Genomic DNA, 17,044 nt, shown 5'->3' on the forward strand with positions numbered 1-17,044 from the left:
GAAACGCATCAGATGCCATCATGTTATTCCTTTAATTTAGATGGAGTTATTAGCCTGAATGTATGATTCAATTTCACACATAATTCAAACAAATATAATAAAATCAATATGATAATTAAAAATTGAAGGTAGGCTTAATCAGAGGGTTGATCAGTGAGCGAGGTCACATTCGGAGATGTTCGGAAATGAACCCGCAGGAGGTTACGGGCATTTGTGGTATTGCAGGAAGAGAAAGTGCCCGTACGGAGAAGGTTCCGTTCACCGTTATCGGAAATTAAAGAGATAACTGAACGCACGGGTGAATGGAAAACCTGCGAGGCCAACTGTTATCCCTCACGCAAAATATCAGAGCGCGAAAAACTTACGACACACGAACCTGCTGAGCACGAAACTCGCTCGGCGAGCAACCGACTAAGCGGTTAAAAAAGCGGGAAAAATAGGCAGGATCTTTAAAACCAAGCTGCCAGCCGATTTCGCTGACGGTGCTGTCAGAAAACAGCAGTAGCCGCTTAGCTTCACGCAGTTGTCTGTCAAAAATAAGCCGCTTTGGCGAGCGGTTGGCGAAACGGCGGCAGATGTCCGTCAGACGTGACTCCGTCAAATGCAGCTCCGCCGCATAGTCCGGCATATTCCAGTGTAAATGGTAGTTTTTATCGACCATCTGGTTAAAACGCTGGAACAGTTTAAGTTCGCCACGCACCCCGCTGGCGGCCAGATCGTCCAGTGGCGCATTACGCAGCAGCAGCGTAAAAACCGCCTGCGCCAATAATACCAGCGTGTGCTCGCGCCCTGGCAACTGCGAAGATGATTCACGTTCAATCAGCCGCCAATAGTGCGCCAATGCTTCCAGCTCCTCCGATTTATCCGCCAGCGATAAACATATTCCCGGCAAGCCAAACGCTTCCCGCGTGCCGGGATACAACACTTCCAGCAGCGGCCAGATGAGATCTTCGCGTACCGTGAGCACGTGGCCGTCGCTGTCTGACTCGGTGATAAAAGCGTGCGGAACCGACGGTGGTGTCAGCACAAACAGCGGGGCTTGCACCGAGTAGCGGTGATCGTCGAGTTGCAGTTCAATCTGCCCGGTATCAAGAAAGTGCATCTGAAAATACTGGTCATGACGATGTGCCTGCATATCACGGCCAAAAAATTCAGCCATGCGGGCAAACGACTGGTAATGCACATCTTTTGTGCCCAGGCTTCCCTCGTACTCTTTGCTGATGTCGATATTGGCGATCGCACGCTGGCACATAGTGGTTCCTTACGGCGTGGCACGTGGGCGCGAGGATTTCATCGGGATAAGCCAAATAACCATCGCCCCAATGACCAACAACGCGGCGACAAACCATAATCCGCTGTTGAAACTGCCGGTAATATCTTTCAGCCAGCCAATCATAAACGGACTTAGCGCCGACCCAATATTCCCCATAGCGTTGATCACTGCGATGCCGATTGCTCTGGCGCGTAAACTGATTGACTGATCTGGCGTGGTCCAGAAAATCGCCATCGCGCTAAACGAACCACTGGAGGCCATGATTATCCCCAATAGCTGGATCAGATTATGGTCGGTCGCCGACGCCAATAACCAGCCCGCAGCAGCAAACAGGAACGGTAAGGCGGTATGGTGTTTTCGCTCCTGATGTTTATCCGAATGGCGGCTCCAGTAAATCATCCCGAGGATAGTAAAAATCTGCGGAATAGCGGCCAGCAGGCCGATGGTGATATTGCTGCTGCCCTCGTTGAAGCTTTTCAGAATTTGCGGCGTCCAGATGCTGATAGCACTGAGCGTGTTAGTCAGGCAGAAGTAGGCAAAGGTGTACATCAGGACAATGGGCGTAAAGACTTCACGCCATAGACTGCGCTGCTGCATGGCATGATGAATGATAGCCCCTTCCGGCTGAACCAAGGTCAGGCGGTCGTTATCCATCATCTCTTGCAGGCATTTCTTGTCATCTTCGGTCAGCCATTTCGCCTTAGCCGGGGAATCATCCAGCCAGAACCAAACCAAAATACCGAGCAGCACCGATGGGAAACCTTCGAGCAAGAACAGCCACTGCCAGCCGTGTAAATTCAACAGACCATCCATCGAGAGAATATAGCCTGAGACTATCGAACCCAGGGCGGTGGTCACGGGCATCGCAATCATAAATAGCGCGTTGGCACGAGCGCGGAAAAACGCCGGGAACCAGTAAGTCAGGTAGAGCAAAATGCCCGGAAGGAAGCCCGCTTCGGTGATGCCCACCAGCATCCTTAGCACATACAAGCTTTTCGGCCCGACGGCGAACATGGTTGCGGTGGAGGCAATGCCCCACAACACCATCAGGGCGGCTATCCAGCGGCGCGCACCGACGATGCTAAGCATCACGTTGCTGGGAATACCGCAAATCACGTAGGTGGCGTAAAACAGCGTGGTGGCTAGCCCGAACATGGTGGCGTTAAGCCCCAAATCCTGCCCCATGGTCAGCCCGGCAAAACCAATATTGATGCGGTCCAAAAATGAGAAGATAAACAACACAAACAAAAACAGAACCAAACGACGAAACAGCTTGTTGATGACTGACTGCTGTCTGGCAGTCAGCTGTTTATGCTGGTCAGCAGGGTTAAGTTGTTCCGGGATTGCAGGTGATGCGTCGCTCATTGTCCTTTCCTCTGATGGGCATTTTTGTAGTGAGACAGCGTGGGTACCACACCACCTGGCGCGATGACACCAGATGGCAATTAGCAATGAATGTTGTGATTGATAGTGCTAGTAAACACCGGACGAATCTGACGAGATTTTCTGCTCGCAAAAGCGCGCGGCTAGTGCCTCGGCTCCACGTGCCAGCAGCGTGGTATCGACACCGACGGCGACGAACAGCGCCCCCAGTTCCAGATAGCGTTTTGCCAGTTGCTCGTTAGCCATCAAAATGCCGGGAGCTTTGCCCGCCTGGCGAATTTGCACGATGGCACGTTCAATGACGGCCTGGACTTCCGGATGCTGCGGGTTACCAGCAAAACCCATGTCGGCACTGAGATCGGCCGGGCCGATAAACACGCCATCGACGCCTTCAACGTCCAGAATCTGTGGAAGATTATTTAGTGCTTCGCGGGTTTCAATCTGCACCAGTACGCACATTGCGTCATTGGCCTGATGAATGTAATCCGGGATGCGGTTCCAGCGCGAAGCGCGCGCCAGTGCACTGCCCACGCCACGAATACCCTGCGGTGGATAATGTGTGGCACGAACCGCCGCGCGAGCTTCTTCGGCGTTCTGCACCATCGGCACCAGCAGGTTTTGCGTGCCGACATCCAGCAGTTGTTTGATCTGCACCGCATCATTCCACGACGGACGAACCACCGCTTGGCTGGGATATGGCGCAATCGCCTGCAACTGAGTGAGCACCGTCTGCACGTTGTTCGGCGCATGTTCGCCGTCAATCAGCAACCAGTCGAAACCCGCTCCCGCTAACAGCTCGGCGCTATAGCTGCTGGACAATCCCAGCCATAATCCAATTTGCGGACGCCCCGCCTTCAGCGCCTCTTTAAAGCTATTTTTCATCATCTTGTTTCCCCTTACACAAAGCGGCAACTGATCGAACCCATGTTGCCGTAGTCGACATGGAAGGTGTCGCCTTTGCTCGCGGCAACCGGACGGGTGAACGAACCGCCAAGAATGATCTGCCCTGCTTCCAGCTGGACGTCGTAAGCGGCGAGCTTATTCGCCAGCCATGCCACGCCGTTCGCCGGATGATTCAACACACCAGCAGCAACGCCGGTTTCCTCGATCACACCGTTGCGATACAGCAGTGCCGAAATCCATCGCAGGTCGAGTTCGTCGGGTTTGATCGGGCGACCACCGAGGATGACTCCGGCATTGGCGGCGTTATCGGAGATGGTGTCGAACACTTTGCGCGGGCGTTGGCTTTCCGGATCGACGTTATGGCAACGGGCGTCGATTAACTCCAGTGCTGGAATCACGTAGTCGGTAGCGTTGTAGACGTCGAACAACGTGCAATTTGGGCCACGCAGCGGTTTTGCCAGCACAAACGCCAGCTCCACTTCGATGCGCGGAACGATAAAGCGATCGGTTGGGATGTCGCCGCCGTCGTGGAAGAACATGTCGTCAAGCAACGCGCCGAAGTCCGGCTCACTGATCTGTGAACTGGCCTGCATCGCTTTTGAGGTCAGACCGATTTTGTGGCCTTTTAGCACGCGGCCTTCAGCAATCTTCATTTCGACCCACAGGCGCTGAATGGCGTAGGCGTCTTCAATAGTGATCGTTGGGTAATCAAGCGAGATCTGGCGAATCTGCTCACGCTGCTTTTCAGCCTGGTTCAACCGCTGGGCAATCAGGCTATGAATTGATTTATCTAGCATTTTGGTGACCTCAACGGAACAACGCATGCACGTTGTTCTGCTTGTAATTCAGCGTAGGGTGCAGTTCTTCAATCTCGAACGACAAGGCCAGATAACGGCTGTCCATCAGGGCGGCAAAGTGGTTTTTTATCAGCTCAAACAGCATACCCCCGACTTCCTGACGGCTCTCCAGGCTGCGCCCGGTACCGATTTTCAACGTCATGTGTACGAAAGCGTAATCGTGCTTCCCATCGGCCATCTGCCAGGTATCCAGCCAGATTGCCCGGCTACGGATGCCGCCAATCGGGAAGATGCCGGTAGCGGCTAGCGCCTCGTTAACCTGGGCAAACAGCGCGGGTAAATCGGCCTGTTCACGGATGTTGTCGGTACATTCAGCAATAAAATGCGGCATGGTTTGTCCTTAGGCGGGTAGCGGGAAAACAGCGTTCACCTGGCCGGTACCGGAGCTGGCGAACAGCTCGGTGATAAACTCCACCTTGCCGTCATATTTGTCCCAACCCAGCATCCCCAATAGCATTACTGTGTCGTGCATATTGCCTTCGCCGTAGCAGTAATCGGCATACTCCGGCAGCATGGTGCAGAACGCTTTGAAATTGCCCTCGCGCCACAGCTTGACCACTTGCTCATCCATTTGATGGTCAAATTCTCGGGTATAGCTGTTCATTCCCTCTTCCGCACGCTGGTCGTCAATGAAACGATGCGACAGCGAGCCGCTGGCGAACACCGCGACGGTGCCGTCATACTTTTCAATCGCTTTAACAATGGCTTCACCGAGCTTGCGGCTGTCGGCAAAATCGTGAACGGTACAAAAGGCAGAGATGGACACCACTTTGAAATGTTTGTCGCTGTTCATATAACGCATCGGCACCAGCGTGCCGTATTCCAGCTTCAGGCTTGGGATGTTGTGCGCTTTGGCACGCACGCCCAGCGCCACCGCTTCGTCGGCGATCAATTGCCCCAGTTCCGGGTTACCGTCGTAGTCGTAGGTCATGTCGCGAATAAAGTGCGGCAGTTCGTTACTGGTGTAGACCCCGGAAAAATGGTCGGCGCAGTTGATGTGATAGGCGCTGTTGACCAGCCAGTGGGTGTCAAACACGATAATGGTATCAACACCCAGTTCACGGCAACGCTTGCTAATCTCTTTGTGCCCGTCAATGGCGGCCTGGCGGCAACCGTAGTTTTTTCCCGGCAGTTCAGAGAGATACATTGACGGTACGTGGGTGATTTTGGCGGCTAACGCTAATTTGCCCATGATATTCTCCTTAAATGCCCCATTTCGGGATCGGATGGTCGCCCATGGAAATGCAGATGTTTTTCATTTCGGCGAACACGTCAAAACTGTACTCACCACCTTCACGTCCGGTACCAGAGGCTTTCACGCCGCCGAATGGTTGACGCAGGTCTCGTACGTTTTGGGTGTTCACGAACACCATTCCCGCTTCGATACTCCGCGCCAGGCGCAGCACTTTGCTGACATCCTGGGTCCAGATATACGAAGCCAGTCCGTATTCAACGTCGTTAGCCAGACGCAAGCCTTCCGCTTCGTCTTTAAATGGCAGCAAGCAAGCAACCGGGCCAAAAATTTCTTCTTGTGCCACGCGCATACGGTTGTCGACATCCGCCAGCACCGTTGGTCGCAGGAAGTGGCCGCCGCGCAAATGTGCAGGCAAATCGGACGGTTTATCAGGGCCACCCGCCAGCAGTGTCGCGCCTTCTTCAATGCCGAGGCGAATATAGCCGGACACTTTTTCCCAGTGTTGCTGGCTGATCAATGCGCCAACCTGGGTGTTCGGGTCTGTCGGGTCGCCGACACGCAGGCGGTTTGCACGTTCAGCAAAACGTTTGATGAATTCTGGATAGATGCTTTGCTGAATAAAGATGCGTGAGCCCGCAGTACAGCGCTCGCCATTGATCGAGAAGATGGTAAACAGCGCGGCATCCAGTGCGCGCTCAATATCGGCATCTTCAAAAATCAGCACCGGCGATTTACCGCCCAGTTCCATGGAATACTTTTTCAGACCCGCATTCTGCATAATGCGCCGTCCGGTAGCGGTACCGCCGGTAAACGAGATAGCGCGGACATCGTTATGACGCACCAGGGCATCGCCCGCGTTCGCACCATAGCCCTGCACCACGTTCAGCACACCCGCCGGAATCCCTGCTTCCAGCGCCAGTTCACCCAGACGGTCGGCCGTTAACGGCGACAGTTCAGACATTTTCAGTACCGCGGTGTTACCCAACGCCAGGCATGGTGCAACTTTCCAGGTGGCCGTCATAAACGGCACGTTCCACGGCGACACCAGCGCACAAACCCCCACTGGCTGGACGAGGGTATAGTTGAGCATCTTGTCATCGACCGGATAGGTCTTGCCGTTCATCTGCTGGCACACTTCAGCAAAGAATTCGAAGTTATGGGAAGCGCGTGGGATCAACACGTTTTGGGTCTGATGGATAGGCAAACCGGTGTCGGCAGTCTCCATCGCCGCAATTTCCGGCACGTTCTGGTCAATCAAGTCACCCAGGCGGCGCATCAGGCGCGCACGCTCTTTCATCGGCAAGTTAGCCCATTTCGGGAAGGCCTCTTTGGCAGCGGCAACCGCGCTGTTGATTTCAGCTTCGCCACCAGAAGCTACATCCGCCAGTACATCGCCCGTCGCCGGATTGGTGGTCTGGAAGTAGTCTTTGCTCGCGACGTTTTTGCCGTTGATCCAATGATTAATCTTTTTCATTACAGCTGCTCCTCATACGCCTGCTGGCTGATGATGCGGTTGACCAGACGGCCCACGCCTTCAACTTCGACCACCACTTCGTCCCCTGGTACCACGTCAGACAGCCCTTTCGGCGTGCCGGTGGCGATCATGTCGCCTGGTTGCAGGGTCATAAAATCGCTGAGATAAGCAATCAGATACGGGATGTTGAAAATTAAGTCGGCGGTGGTGCCCTGCTGGCGCAATTCACCGTTAACCCAGGTGCGCAAAGCCAGGTTGTGCGGGTCCGGAATATCGGCTTTATCGACAATCCACGGGCCAATTGGGGTCAGGGTATCGCGGCTTTTTACCCGCAGATTTGGGCGGTAGTAGTTTTCCAGGTAGTCGCGGATGGCGTAATCGTTGCAAACGGTATAACCGGCAACGTAATCCATGGCATCGGCCTCACTGACTTTGCGCGCCGTTTTGCCGATAACCACCACCAATTCTGCTTCGTAGTGCATGTACTCGACGTTGTCCGGACGAACTGACTCCTGCTCATGGCCGATAAAACTATTGGCTGATTTGATAAATACCAGCGGTTCTTCCGGCGGCTTAAAATCCAGTTCGCTGGCGTGATCGGCATAGTTCAATCCCAACGCGAACAGCGTGCCGTCGGCGGGTGGCAGCCAGCTAAAAGTGCCGTTTTCGAGCTTATGGCCGCCTGCCAGCAGCACCTGATTTTGCCCATCGACGCAAACGTCAATATCCTGCCCCTGATAACGAATACGAGCCTTTTTCATGCGAGTTCTCCTTCGGCAACTACTGGGTTTTCAAGCGCCGGGAACCCTGTGGCCTGAATACGCACGCGGTCACCTGGACGCAACGTGATACGGGACTGCGGTGTGCCAAGCAAAATAGCGTCACCGGGATTTAAGGTTGCAAATTCGCTCAGCGCGCTTAGCAGTTCGGCGGCATTGCGTTGCAAGTCTGTGGTGATCCAGTGGTCGGCTTCGCGACCGTTAATTTCAGTCACGATGGTGAGATTGTTGACGTCATCAACGGTAGCGATTTCCCCTAGCGGGCAAAAACCATCACGGCATTTCGCCTTGATTGCCGGACGGTAGAAGCTCTCTTCCGGCAGGCTGACGTCGTTGGCCAGTGCATAACCGGCAATATATTGATGCGCGTTTTCAACGCTCACTTTGCGTGCTGCTTTTCCAACAATGAGCGCCACGGTGGCACCGCTCTGCACCGTTTCCCCCTGCGGATACGGAATCGGCTCACCGCCACGAATGACGGTATTGCGCGGTTTGATAAACCAGACCGCCGTTTTAGGGGGTGTTTTATAGGGGGCTTTCTCAAACATCTCATGCCAGGCATCAAGCTGGCTGCGGTGGTTGAGCGCTACGGCGAAAACAGTACCTTTCATTGATAGCTCCTCAGAGACAGCAAACATTTCATTAATATATTAACAATATGTTTTATTCCCCCATTATGCATTTAGCAAGCGCGAGTTAATTTTTTGTGATTTGATTAACAATAAATTTACATTATTTAAATTAAGTTGTTATTTATCAAGTTGTTATTAATTTTTTGTAAAACTTACCGTTATTTCACAGGAAAATAAGCTGTCGATAAAAGCAACATTATTATATTATTCACATATTAATGAGTTCAGACACCAGGAGGCATGATGCAGGTTTCTTTAACCATCGCCTTGATGCAGGCGCGAGAAGTGGCAATGGGCTACTTTCGCCCGATTATTAAGCAGCACAATTTAACGGAGCAGCAGTGGCGGATTATTCGTGTGCTGGCTGACAACCCTTCCATGGATTTTCATGATCTGGCGTTCAGTACTTGTATCCTTCGCCCCAGCCTGACGGGTATTTTGACGCGTATGGAACGCGATGGTCTGGTGCTGCGGTTAAAACCGGTTAACGACCAGCGTAAGTTGTACATCTCACTGACCAAAGAGGGAAATGCGCTGTATGCCCGCGCGCAGGCGCAAGTTGAAGAGGCCTATAAGCAGATTGAAATTCAGTTTACGCCGGAGAAAATGCAACAGCTGACGGCGCTGCTACAAGAGCTTATTGCTCTGGGCGAACCATAAAAAAACCGCCCCGAAAGGCGGTTTTCAGACTGATGACAAACCTCTTCCCAGGTCGGATAAGCGCAGCGTCATCCGACATTTTTATCTGCAACAACAGGCGCAAATGGTGGATGGCGCTATCGCTTATCCCCCCTACAACACCTGATTAGTGACCTTTACCAGCAATCTAAAAACCGCCCCGAAAGGCGGTTTTGCTGAGCATCTCAATTACTTAAAAACTAGAGTGCTTTCAAAATTGCTTCAACGGTGGCTTTCGCGTCACCGAACAGCATGTGGGTATTATCTTTAAAGAACAGTGGGTTTTGCACCCCTGCGTAACCGGTGTTCATCGAGCGTTTGAAGACGATAACGTTCTGCGCCTTCCACACTTCCAGCACTGGCATGCCCGCGATTGGGCTGCGTGGATCTTCAAGTGCTGCCGGGTTCACCGTGTCGTTCGCGCCGATAACCAAAACGGTGTCGGTGTCGGTGAAATCATCGTTGATTTCGTCCATTTCCAGAACCACATCATACGGTACGCGGGCTTCAGCCAGCAGAACGTTCATGTGGCCTGGCAAACGCCCAGCAACCGGGTGAATACCAAAGCGAACTTTGATGCCACGAGCGCGCAGTTTTTCAGTGATTTCAGCCACCGGGTATTGCGCCTGAGCCACCGCCATACCATAGCCTGGGGTGATGATCACTGACGTTGAGTTTTTCAACATGTCAGCCGTGTCTTCTGCCGTGATTTCACGGTGTTCGCCCACTTCTTCGCCTTCACCGGTTGAGGAACCGTCAGTACCGAAGCCGCCAGCGATTACGCTGATAAAGGAACGGTTCATCGCCTTACACATGATGTAAGACAGAATCGCACCCGAAGAACCCACCAGCGCGCCCGTCACGATCAGCAGATCGTTGCTGAGCATAAAGCCTGCCGCCGCCGCCGCCCAACCGGAGTAGGAGTTCAGCATGGAAACCACAACTGGCATATCTGCGCCACCAATGGACGCCACCAGGTGCCAGCCAATAACCAGCGCAATGATAGTCATGACCAACAGCGCCAGCACTTGCAGGCCAACGCTTTCGGTACGCACGAAGATAATCAGCATCGCGAAGGAAACGACCAGCGCAGCCAGGTTCAGTTTATGACGGTTTGGCAGCATCAGCGGTTTAGAGGATATTTTGCCGCGCAGTTTACCAAACGCCACGATTGAACCTGTGAAGGTCACCGCACCAATGAAGATACCGAGGAACACTTCCGTTAAATGGATGTTTTCCATCACTGGCTCAAGACCTGGCGCGTGATCAAGGTAGCTGTTGAAGCCAACCAGAACCGCAGCCAGACCTACGAAGCTGTGCAGAATCGCCACCAGCTCCGGCATTTCGGTCATTTCTACTTTTTTGGCAAGGTGAATACCGATGGCACCACCAATCACCATAGCCACGATAATCCACACGACGTTGCCGGTTTCAGGCCCAAAGATGGTTGCGACCAGCGCAATGGCCATACCCGCCATACCGAACAAGTTGCCTTGTTTTGAAGTTTCGTGTTTTGACAGCCCCGCCAGGCTGAAAATAAACAGAATCGCGGCAACAATGTATGCTGCTGTAACTAATCCACCAGACATGTGTTACCCCTTAGTTCTTCCGGAACATTTTCAGCATGCGCTGAGTGACGGTGAATCCACCAAAAATATTGATACTGGCAATCAGCACCGCAATAAAGCTCAGGAAGCTAACCCAGCCACCATGACCAATTTGCAGCACAGCACCAACCACGATAATCCCTGAAATGGCATTCGTTACCGACATCAAAGGTGTGTGCAATGCGTGCGAAACGTTCCACACCACGTAATAACCGACCACGCACGACAACGCGAATACGGTGAAGTGACTGAGGAACTCTTTCGGTGCGACGTCCGCAAGCCAGCCGAACAAAATGATCGCCAGTGCCATAAACGCATATTTGCGCCACGGTGATGCAGGCTTCTTCTCTTCAACCGGTGCAGCAGGTTTTGCGGCAGCCTGCGGCTGTGCAGACACCTGAATTGGCGGTGCCGGCCAGGTGACTTCGCCATCGCGAATCACTGTCACACCACGAACGACCACATCTTCGAAATCAACCACGGTATTGCCATCTTTCTCTTTACAGAGCAGTTTGAGCAAGTTAACCAGGTTAGTCCCGTAAAGCTGAGAGGATTGTGTTGGCAGACGTCCTGGTAAATCGGTATAGCCAATCACTTTTACACCGTTTGGTGTGACGGTGACTTTGTCCGCCACGGTGTATTCGCAGTTACCGCCGTTTTGTGCTGCCAAATCGACAATCACGCTACCCGGCTGCATGGAATCAACCATTTCACGAGTGATGAGTTTTGGAGCCGGTTTACCAGGGATCAGCGCGGTGGTGACAATAATGTCGACTTCTTTAGCTTGCGCGGCGAACAGCGCCATTTCGGCTTTAATGAAGGCTTCGGACATGACTTTGGCGTAGCCGTCACCGCTGCCCGCTTCTTCTTTAAAGTCCAGTTCAAGGAACTCAGCGCCCATACTTTGCACTTGTTCTTTGACTTCCGGGCGGGTGTCGAATGCACGGACAATAGCACCCAGGCTGTTTGCCGCGCCAATCGCCGCAAGACCTGCCACACCGGCGCCGATAACCATCACCTTAGCCGGTGGAACTTTGCCCGCAGCAGTAATTTGCCCGGTAAAGAAACGGCCAAATTCATGAGCAGCTTCGACGATGGCACGATAACCCGCGATGTTTGCCATGGAGCTCAGGGCATCAAGGGATTGCGCACGAGAAATACGCGGCACGGAATCCATCGCCATCACGGTGACGTTTTTTGCGGCCAGTTTTTCGAGTAATTCAGGATTTTGTGCAGGCCAGATAAAACTCACCAGCGTAGAACCTGCACGCAGTAGTTCGATTTCGCTGTCCTGTGGTGCATTCACCTTCAGAATAACGTCAGACTGCCAGACATCAGCGGTATCTGAAATGGTCGCGCCAGCCTTTACAAACGCTTCGTCATCGAAGCTTGCCAGCTTACCTGCGCCACTCTCAACGGTGACGGTGAAACCCAGCTTCAGCAATTGCTCCACTGTTTTTGGCGTGGCTGCCACTCGGGATTCTCCCGCCCACCGCTCTCTTGGTACCCCAATACGCATAGTATTCCCTTCCATCTGATTTTTTGTTGATGGTTTGTCAGACATTGCCTTGGCAATCCAGACACGTTGCCTGTTTAGAACACAAGGCAATCGTCATTTCCGTTACCGATTCAATAAAAATACATCTGTAACAAACTTTTTATAACCTACTGAAAATAACGCCTGTGATCTAGATCAGGATCTCAGTATTTGTATCATTATCGTAAAAGATTAGCGTTGAGCCTTTCAGACAGCTCTTTTTGACTGACTTTAATCTGTGAGACCTGATAATCCGCTTAAACTTAGCCTCAATTCACGATTCTGAGCCATCGCAAATTGCACATTTAACATTACATTAACTAATTAAGTTGTAAGCTTTACCGCTTTTACTGGTCAAAGGACTCTTTTATTAACATATAAATATTCGTTATGGAAAATATCTGTAATCCGCGTTTGAAGAGTGAAAAATGCCGCAGACAGTTGCAGTGTTTCAATGCCATAATCGGCGGTTAGCAGGTAACCCTCAGAGAATGCGGTATTTGTATTCATTTTGCGCAAGGCGAAGGATTATTTTTATGAAGCTCAAGACCACTCTTCTGGCGTCAGCACTGATATCTCTTACTACGCTGTCCGCTCAGGCAGCAAAAGAGCTGACACCCGATCAAGCTGCTGCTCTTAAACCTTTTGATCGCATTACCATCACTGGCCGCTTTAACTCTATTGGCGAAGCAGTGAAATCTGTTTCTCGTCGTGCGGATAATATGGGTGCGGCATCTTTCTACGTGTTGGACACTAACGATACTGGCAGCAGCGGTAACTGGCGTGTAGTCGCAGATGTGTATCATGCAGATGCCCCTGAAGCTGAGAAAACGACTAATCGCGTGATTAATGGCGTGACGGAATTACCGAAAGATCAAGCCTATCTTCTTGAGCCATTCGATACCGTGACCATCCAGGGTTTTTATCGCAGTCAGCCTGAAGTTAACGATGCGATCACCAAAGTGGCTAAACAAAAAGGTGCGGATTCGTTCTACATCGTTCGTCAAATCGACGCAAACTCCGGTGGCAACCAGCGTATTACCGCTTATATCTATAAAAAAGATGCCAAGAAACGTGTGGTGCAAAGTTCTGATGTGATCCCTGCTGATTCCGAAGCAGGTAAAGCCGCCCTGGCAGCCGGTGGTGCCGCCGCTGCCGCTGTTGAGATCCCGGGTGTCGCCAGTTCCAGTACCCCAAGTGCTGATGTTGGCCGTTTCTTTGAAACGCAAACCACACAAGGTGGCCGTTACACCGTAACGCTCCCTGACGGTACAAAAATCCAGGAAGTGAACAAAGTCACCGCCGCACAAATGGTTCCATTTGATAGCGTGAAGTTCACCGGCCACTACAGCAGCAGCACTGAAGTTTCTTATCAGGTTGCTAAACGTGCTGCGAAGAAAGGCGCTAAGTACTACCACATCACCCGTCAATGGGAAGAACGTGGTGGTAACTTGACTATCAGCGCGGATTTGTACAAGTAAGATATCCCCCCGCTAAAAATTCTAAAAAGGGCCGTGAGTGCCCTTTTTTTATTTCCCCGATGATTTTGTGGCTCATGCCATTGCAAGCAGCTCGTACTCTCCGTAAAATCCCGCGCCTTAGCGTTACCCACCATTTTTATGCACAAAAGCATAATAATTATTCTGGCTCTAATTGGAAAATTACAGGACTGCAATGGAAAAGAAGCTTGGCCTCGCTGCATTAACGGCATTAGTTTTGAGTTCAATGCTCGGTGCTGGTGTTTTTAGCCTGCCGCAAAATATGGCGAGTGTGGCTAGCCCGGCAGCTTTGCTGATCGGTTGGGCCATCACGGGTGCTGGTATTTTACTGCTGGCACTGGCAATGCTGGTGTTGACCCGTTTGCGTCCGGATCTCGATGGCGGGATTTTTACTTATGCACGTGAAGGCTTTGGCGAGCTGATTGGTTTCTTTTCTGCCTGGGGTTACTGGCTTTGTGCCGTCATCGCCAACGTTTCATATTTGGTTATCGTTTTCTCGGCGTTAAGTTTCTTCACCGATACGCCAGAATTACGCCTGTTTGGTGATGGTAATACGTGGCAATCGATTGTTGGTGCATCTGTCTTGCTGTGGATGGTGCATTTCCTGGTTCTGCGTGGCGTACAAACCGCAGCCAGCATCAATCTGGTCGCCACATTGGCAAAATTGATACCGCTGGGTTTGTTTGTGGTGCTGGCGGCGATAGCCTTTAAACTCTCCACTTTTAGCCTTGATTTCAGCGGGATTGCGCTGGGTGTTCCGGTTTGGGAACAGGTCAAAAACACCATGCTTATTACCTTGTGGGTATTTATTGGTGTGGAAGGTGCCGTGGTGGTTTCCGCTCGAGCGCGTAATAAAAATGACGTTGGTCGCGCCACATTGTTAGCGGTAGTTGCCGCATTATGCGTTTACCTGCTGGTAACGTTGCTTTCTCTGGGTGTGATTGCACGTCCGGAACTTGCTGGCATGCGCAACCCGTCGATGGCAGGCTTGATGGTCGAAATGATGGGGCCATGGGGTGAAATTATTATCGCCGCAGGGCTGATTGTTTCGGTATGCGGCGCTTATCTTAGCTGGACGATAATGGCGGCTGAAGTCCCGTTCCTCGCTGCAACGCACAAAGCATTCCCGAAAATTTTTGCCCGTCAGAACAAAAATAACGCGCCATCCGCATCCCTGTGGCTGACCAACATCAGCGTGCAAATTTGCCTGGTGTTGATTTGGTTGACCGGGTCGGATTACAACACCCTTTTAACCATCGCTTCAGAAATGATTCTGGTACCCTATTTCCTGGTTGGCGCCTTTTTGCTGAAAATCTCAACCCGACCGCTGCATAAGGCGATTGGCCTGGGAGCCTGTATTTATGGCTTATGGTTACTTTATGCGTCAGGCCCGATGCACCTGCTGCTTTCAGTGGTATTGTATGCGCCGGGTTTATTAGTCTTTATGTACACTCGCAGCACCCATACGCATGATATTGGGCTGAATCTCAAAGAAAAATCGGTAATTATCTTGATGCTGGTAGCGGCGTTTCCGGCGACATGGGTACTGGTGAAGTAACTAACAAGGAGTCGTCGATGGGGATTACATCATCTGCTCGTCCTGTTTTGATTACCGGTGCCGGTAAACGAATTGGCCTGGCATTAGCACGACACTTTTTGGCTCAGCAACAACCCGTAATCATCAGCTACCGCACGCGTTATGCTGCGGTAGATGAGCTTGAACAAGCTGGAGCGGTTTGTTTGTACGGGGACTTTTCGAGCAATGACGGCATTACGCAGTTTGCTGATGCCGTGAAGCAGCATTGCGCTGGCTTGCGCGCCATTGTGCATAACGCCAGTGCCTGGCTTGCCGAGTCGCCCGACTTATCTCCCGCCGCGACTCTGGCAGCGATGCTGCAAATTCACGTCAATACGCCCTATTTACTCAATCATCTTCTTGAACCATTGCTGCGCGGGCGTGGTCATGCCAGTGCCGACATTATTCATTTCACCGATTATGTCGTCGAACGCGGGAGCGACAAGCATATCGCCTATGCCGCCAGTAAAGCCGCGCTGGATAATCTGACGCGTTCTTTTGCCCGTAAGCTGGCACCTGAGGTGAAGGTGAATGCCATTGCACCGGCAATGATTATGTTCAACGACCATGACGATGCGCAGTACCGTCAAGAGGCGCTCAACAAATCACTGATGAAAATCGCCCCTGGCGAGCAGGAAATAATTGCTTTGGTCGATTATCTGCTCCGCAGCCAATACGTCACTGGCCGGACACATGCCGTTGATGGCGGCCGCCCGCTTCGATAAATCCGTTTACCCGTCATATATGGTTTTGCCCCCAGAACCAGGGTATGTTTTCCTTTTGATTTGATGCGCTGGCCATGAATAAAATCGTATACGTAGAAGACGATCCAGAAGTAGGAGCGTTAATTGCCGCTTACCTCGGCAAACATGACATTGACGTTATTGTCGAAAGCCGTGGCGATCGCGCCGAAGCGACGATTGCGCAGCAGTGCCCGGACCTTGTCCTGCTGGATGTGATGCTACCAGGCAAAGACGGCATGACGTTATGCCGTGATTTACGCCCGCAATGGGATGGCCCGATTGTGTTGCTCACCTCACTCGACAGCGATATGAACCATATATTGTCGCTCGAAATGGGTGCCAACGATTATATTCTTAAAACTACTCCGCCAGCCGTTCTGTTAGCGCGTCTGCGCCTTCATCTGCGCCAGCGCGTTTCAGCACAGCAAACCGTCGAAAGTAGCTCTAATGCGCTTAAACCTCACAAAGCGATGCGCTTTGGCACGTTGTGTATTGACCCGGTAAACCGCCAGGTGACGCTGGGTAGCGAAAATATCACGCTCTCAACGGCTGATTTCGATTTGCTATGGGAACTGGCTACCCACGCGGGACAAATCATGGACCGCGATGCCTTGCTGAAAAACCTGCGTGGCGTGACTTATGACGGCTTAGATCGCAGCGTTGATGTCGCCATTTCCCGCTTGAGAAAGAAACTCTACGATAGCGCCACGGAACCCTTCAGAATAAAAACCGTACGCAATAAAGGTTATTTATTTGCCCCGCATGCGTGGGAAAGCGAAGCCTGACAGTTTTATACCCGTTATAGTGCGAGCCACCTGATTTGATGATGAGTTAAATTCAGGTGGCCAAATTTAATACTCGCTCGCATAGAAATAATAACCTCAGTTATGATAGATTCCCTCTGAATT

General features: G+C 51.8%; 16 protein-coding genes. 5 read left to right on the forward strand and 11 right to left on the reverse strand.

The annotated features are described in order from the left end of the window. Positions 1-361: 361 nt before the first annotated feature. The 9 genes from hpaA to MNO13_RS13770 all read right to left on the reverse strand — a co-directional run bounded on the left by hpaA (position 362) and on the right by MNO13_RS13770 (position 8,475). Positions 362-1,252: a 4-hydroxyphenylacetate catabolism regulatory protein HpaA gene (gene hpaA / locus MNO13_RS13730; RefSeq protein WP_064547201.1), complete on the reverse strand. Its 891-nt coding sequence runs from the start codon at positions 1,250-1,252 to the stop codon at positions 362-364. 9 nt (positions 1,253-1,261) lie between these two features. Further along, positions 1,262-2,638, reverse strand: coding sequence for a 4-hydroxyphenylacetate permease (gene hpaX, locus MNO13_RS13735; RefSeq protein ID WP_241938897.1), 1,377 nt, complete (start codon positions 2,636-2,638; stop codon positions 1,262-1,264). 108 nt (positions 2,639-2,746) lie between these two features. Beyond that, positions 2,747-3,538, reverse strand: coding sequence for a 4-hydroxy-2-oxoheptanedioate aldolase (gene hpaI / locus MNO13_RS13740; protein WP_064547384.1), 792 nt, complete (start codon positions 3,536-3,538; stop codon positions 2,747-2,749). A 14-nt stretch (positions 3,539-3,552) separates the two neighbouring features. After that, complete coding sequence (gene hpaH, locus MNO13_RS13745; RefSeq protein ID WP_064547382.1) at positions 3,553-4,356, reverse strand: 2-oxo-hept-4-ene-1,7-dioate hydratase; 804 nt, start codon at positions 4,354-4,356, stop codon at positions 3,553-3,555. A gap of 10 nt (positions 4,357-4,366) precedes the next feature. Beyond that, positions 4,367-4,747 carry a 5-carboxymethyl-2-hydroxymuconate Delta-isomerase gene (locus tag MNO13_RS13750; protein WP_064547203.1) on the reverse strand — a complete coding sequence of 127 codons (381 nt, stop codon included), beginning with the start codon at positions 4,745-4,747 and terminating at the stop codon, positions 4,367-4,369. A gap of 9 nt (positions 4,748-4,756) precedes the next feature. Next, the gene (hpaD, locus tag MNO13_RS13755) at positions 4,757-5,608 is read right to left on the reverse strand and encodes a 3,4-dihydroxyphenylacetate 2,3-dioxygenase (protein WP_064547204.1); all 852 of its coding nucleotides are present in this window, start codon (positions 5,606-5,608) and stop codon (positions 4,757-4,759) included. A 10-nt stretch (positions 5,609-5,618) separates the two neighbouring features. Next, positions 5,619-7,085: a 5-carboxymethyl-2-hydroxymuconate semialdehyde dehydrogenase gene (gene hpaE / locus MNO13_RS13760; RefSeq protein ID WP_241938898.1), complete on the reverse strand. Its 1,467-nt coding sequence runs from the start codon at positions 7,083-7,085 to the stop codon at positions 5,619-5,621. Further along, a complete protein-coding gene (locus MNO13_RS13765) occupies positions 7,085-7,846 on the reverse strand; it encodes a fumarylacetoacetate hydrolase family protein (RefSeq protein ID WP_064547210.1) in 762 nt (253 codons plus the stop codon). Before MNO13_RS13765 ends, hpaE begins: the two co-directional genes overlap by 1 nt. Next, entirely contained in the window at positions 7,843-8,475 is a 633-nt protein-coding gene (locus MNO13_RS13770) for a fumarylacetoacetate hydrolase family protein (RefSeq protein WP_237931824.1), read from the reverse strand. Before MNO13_RS13770 ends, MNO13_RS13765 begins: the two co-directional genes overlap by 4 nt. A gap of 264 nt (positions 8,476-8,739) precedes the next feature. Between MNO13_RS13770 and hpaR the strand changes: the two genes are divergently transcribed. Further along, on the forward strand, positions 8,740-9,156 hold the full coding sequence (gene hpaR, locus MNO13_RS13775) for a homoprotocatechuate degradation operon regulator HpaR (RefSeq protein WP_064547212.1): 417 nt from the start codon (positions 8,740-8,742) through the stop codon (positions 9,154-9,156). A gap of 218 nt (positions 9,157-9,374) precedes the next feature. Here the strand turns inward: hpaR and pntB are convergent, their stop codons facing one another. Beyond that, positions 9,375-10,763, reverse strand: coding sequence for a Re/Si-specific NAD(P)(+) transhydrogenase subunit beta (gene pntB / locus MNO13_RS13780; protein ID WP_064547214.1), 1,389 nt, complete (start codon positions 10,761-10,763; stop codon positions 9,375-9,377). A gap of 10 nt (positions 10,764-10,773) precedes the next feature. Then, a complete protein-coding gene (pntA, locus tag MNO13_RS13785) occupies positions 10,774-12,300 on the reverse strand; it encodes a Re/Si-specific NAD(P)(+) transhydrogenase subunit alpha (protein ID WP_064547215.1) in 1,527 nt (508 codons plus the stop codon). 554 nt (positions 12,301-12,854) lie between these two features. On the opposite strand from pntA, the gene ydgH reads away from it, so the two are divergent. The 4 genes from ydgH to rstA all read left to right on the forward strand — a co-directional run bounded on the left by ydgH (position 12,855) and on the right by rstA (position 16,921). Continuing rightward, complete coding sequence (ydgH, locus tag MNO13_RS13790; RefSeq protein ID WP_064547216.1) at positions 12,855-13,799, forward strand: DUF1471 family protein YdgH; 945 nt, start codon at positions 12,855-12,857, stop codon at positions 13,797-13,799. Between the two features lie 193 nt (positions 13,800-13,992). After that, positions 13,993-15,375 carry an amino acid permease gene (locus MNO13_RS13795; RefSeq protein WP_121813337.1) on the forward strand — a complete coding sequence of 461 codons (1,383 nt, stop codon included), beginning with the start codon at positions 13,993-13,995 and terminating at the stop codon, positions 15,373-15,375. 17 nt (positions 15,376-15,392) lie between these two features. After that, positions 15,393-16,118: a dihydromonapterin reductase gene (gene folM, locus MNO13_RS13800; RefSeq protein WP_241938899.1), complete on the forward strand. Its 726-nt coding sequence runs from the start codon at positions 15,393-15,395 to the stop codon at positions 16,116-16,118. A 74-nt stretch (positions 16,119-16,192) separates the two neighbouring features. Continuing rightward, on the forward strand, positions 16,193-16,921 hold the full coding sequence (rstA, locus tag MNO13_RS13805) for a two-component system response regulator RstA (protein ID WP_064547223.1): 729 nt from the start codon (positions 16,193-16,195) through the stop codon (positions 16,919-16,921). The last annotated feature ends 123 nt before the right edge of the window (positions 16,922-17,044 follow it).

It is taken from the genome of Buttiauxella ferragutiae, assembly GCF_022637515.1.
Taxonomy (GTDB): domain Bacteria; phylum Pseudomonadota; class Gammaproteobacteria; order Enterobacterales; family Enterobacteriaceae; genus Buttiauxella; species Buttiauxella ferragutiae.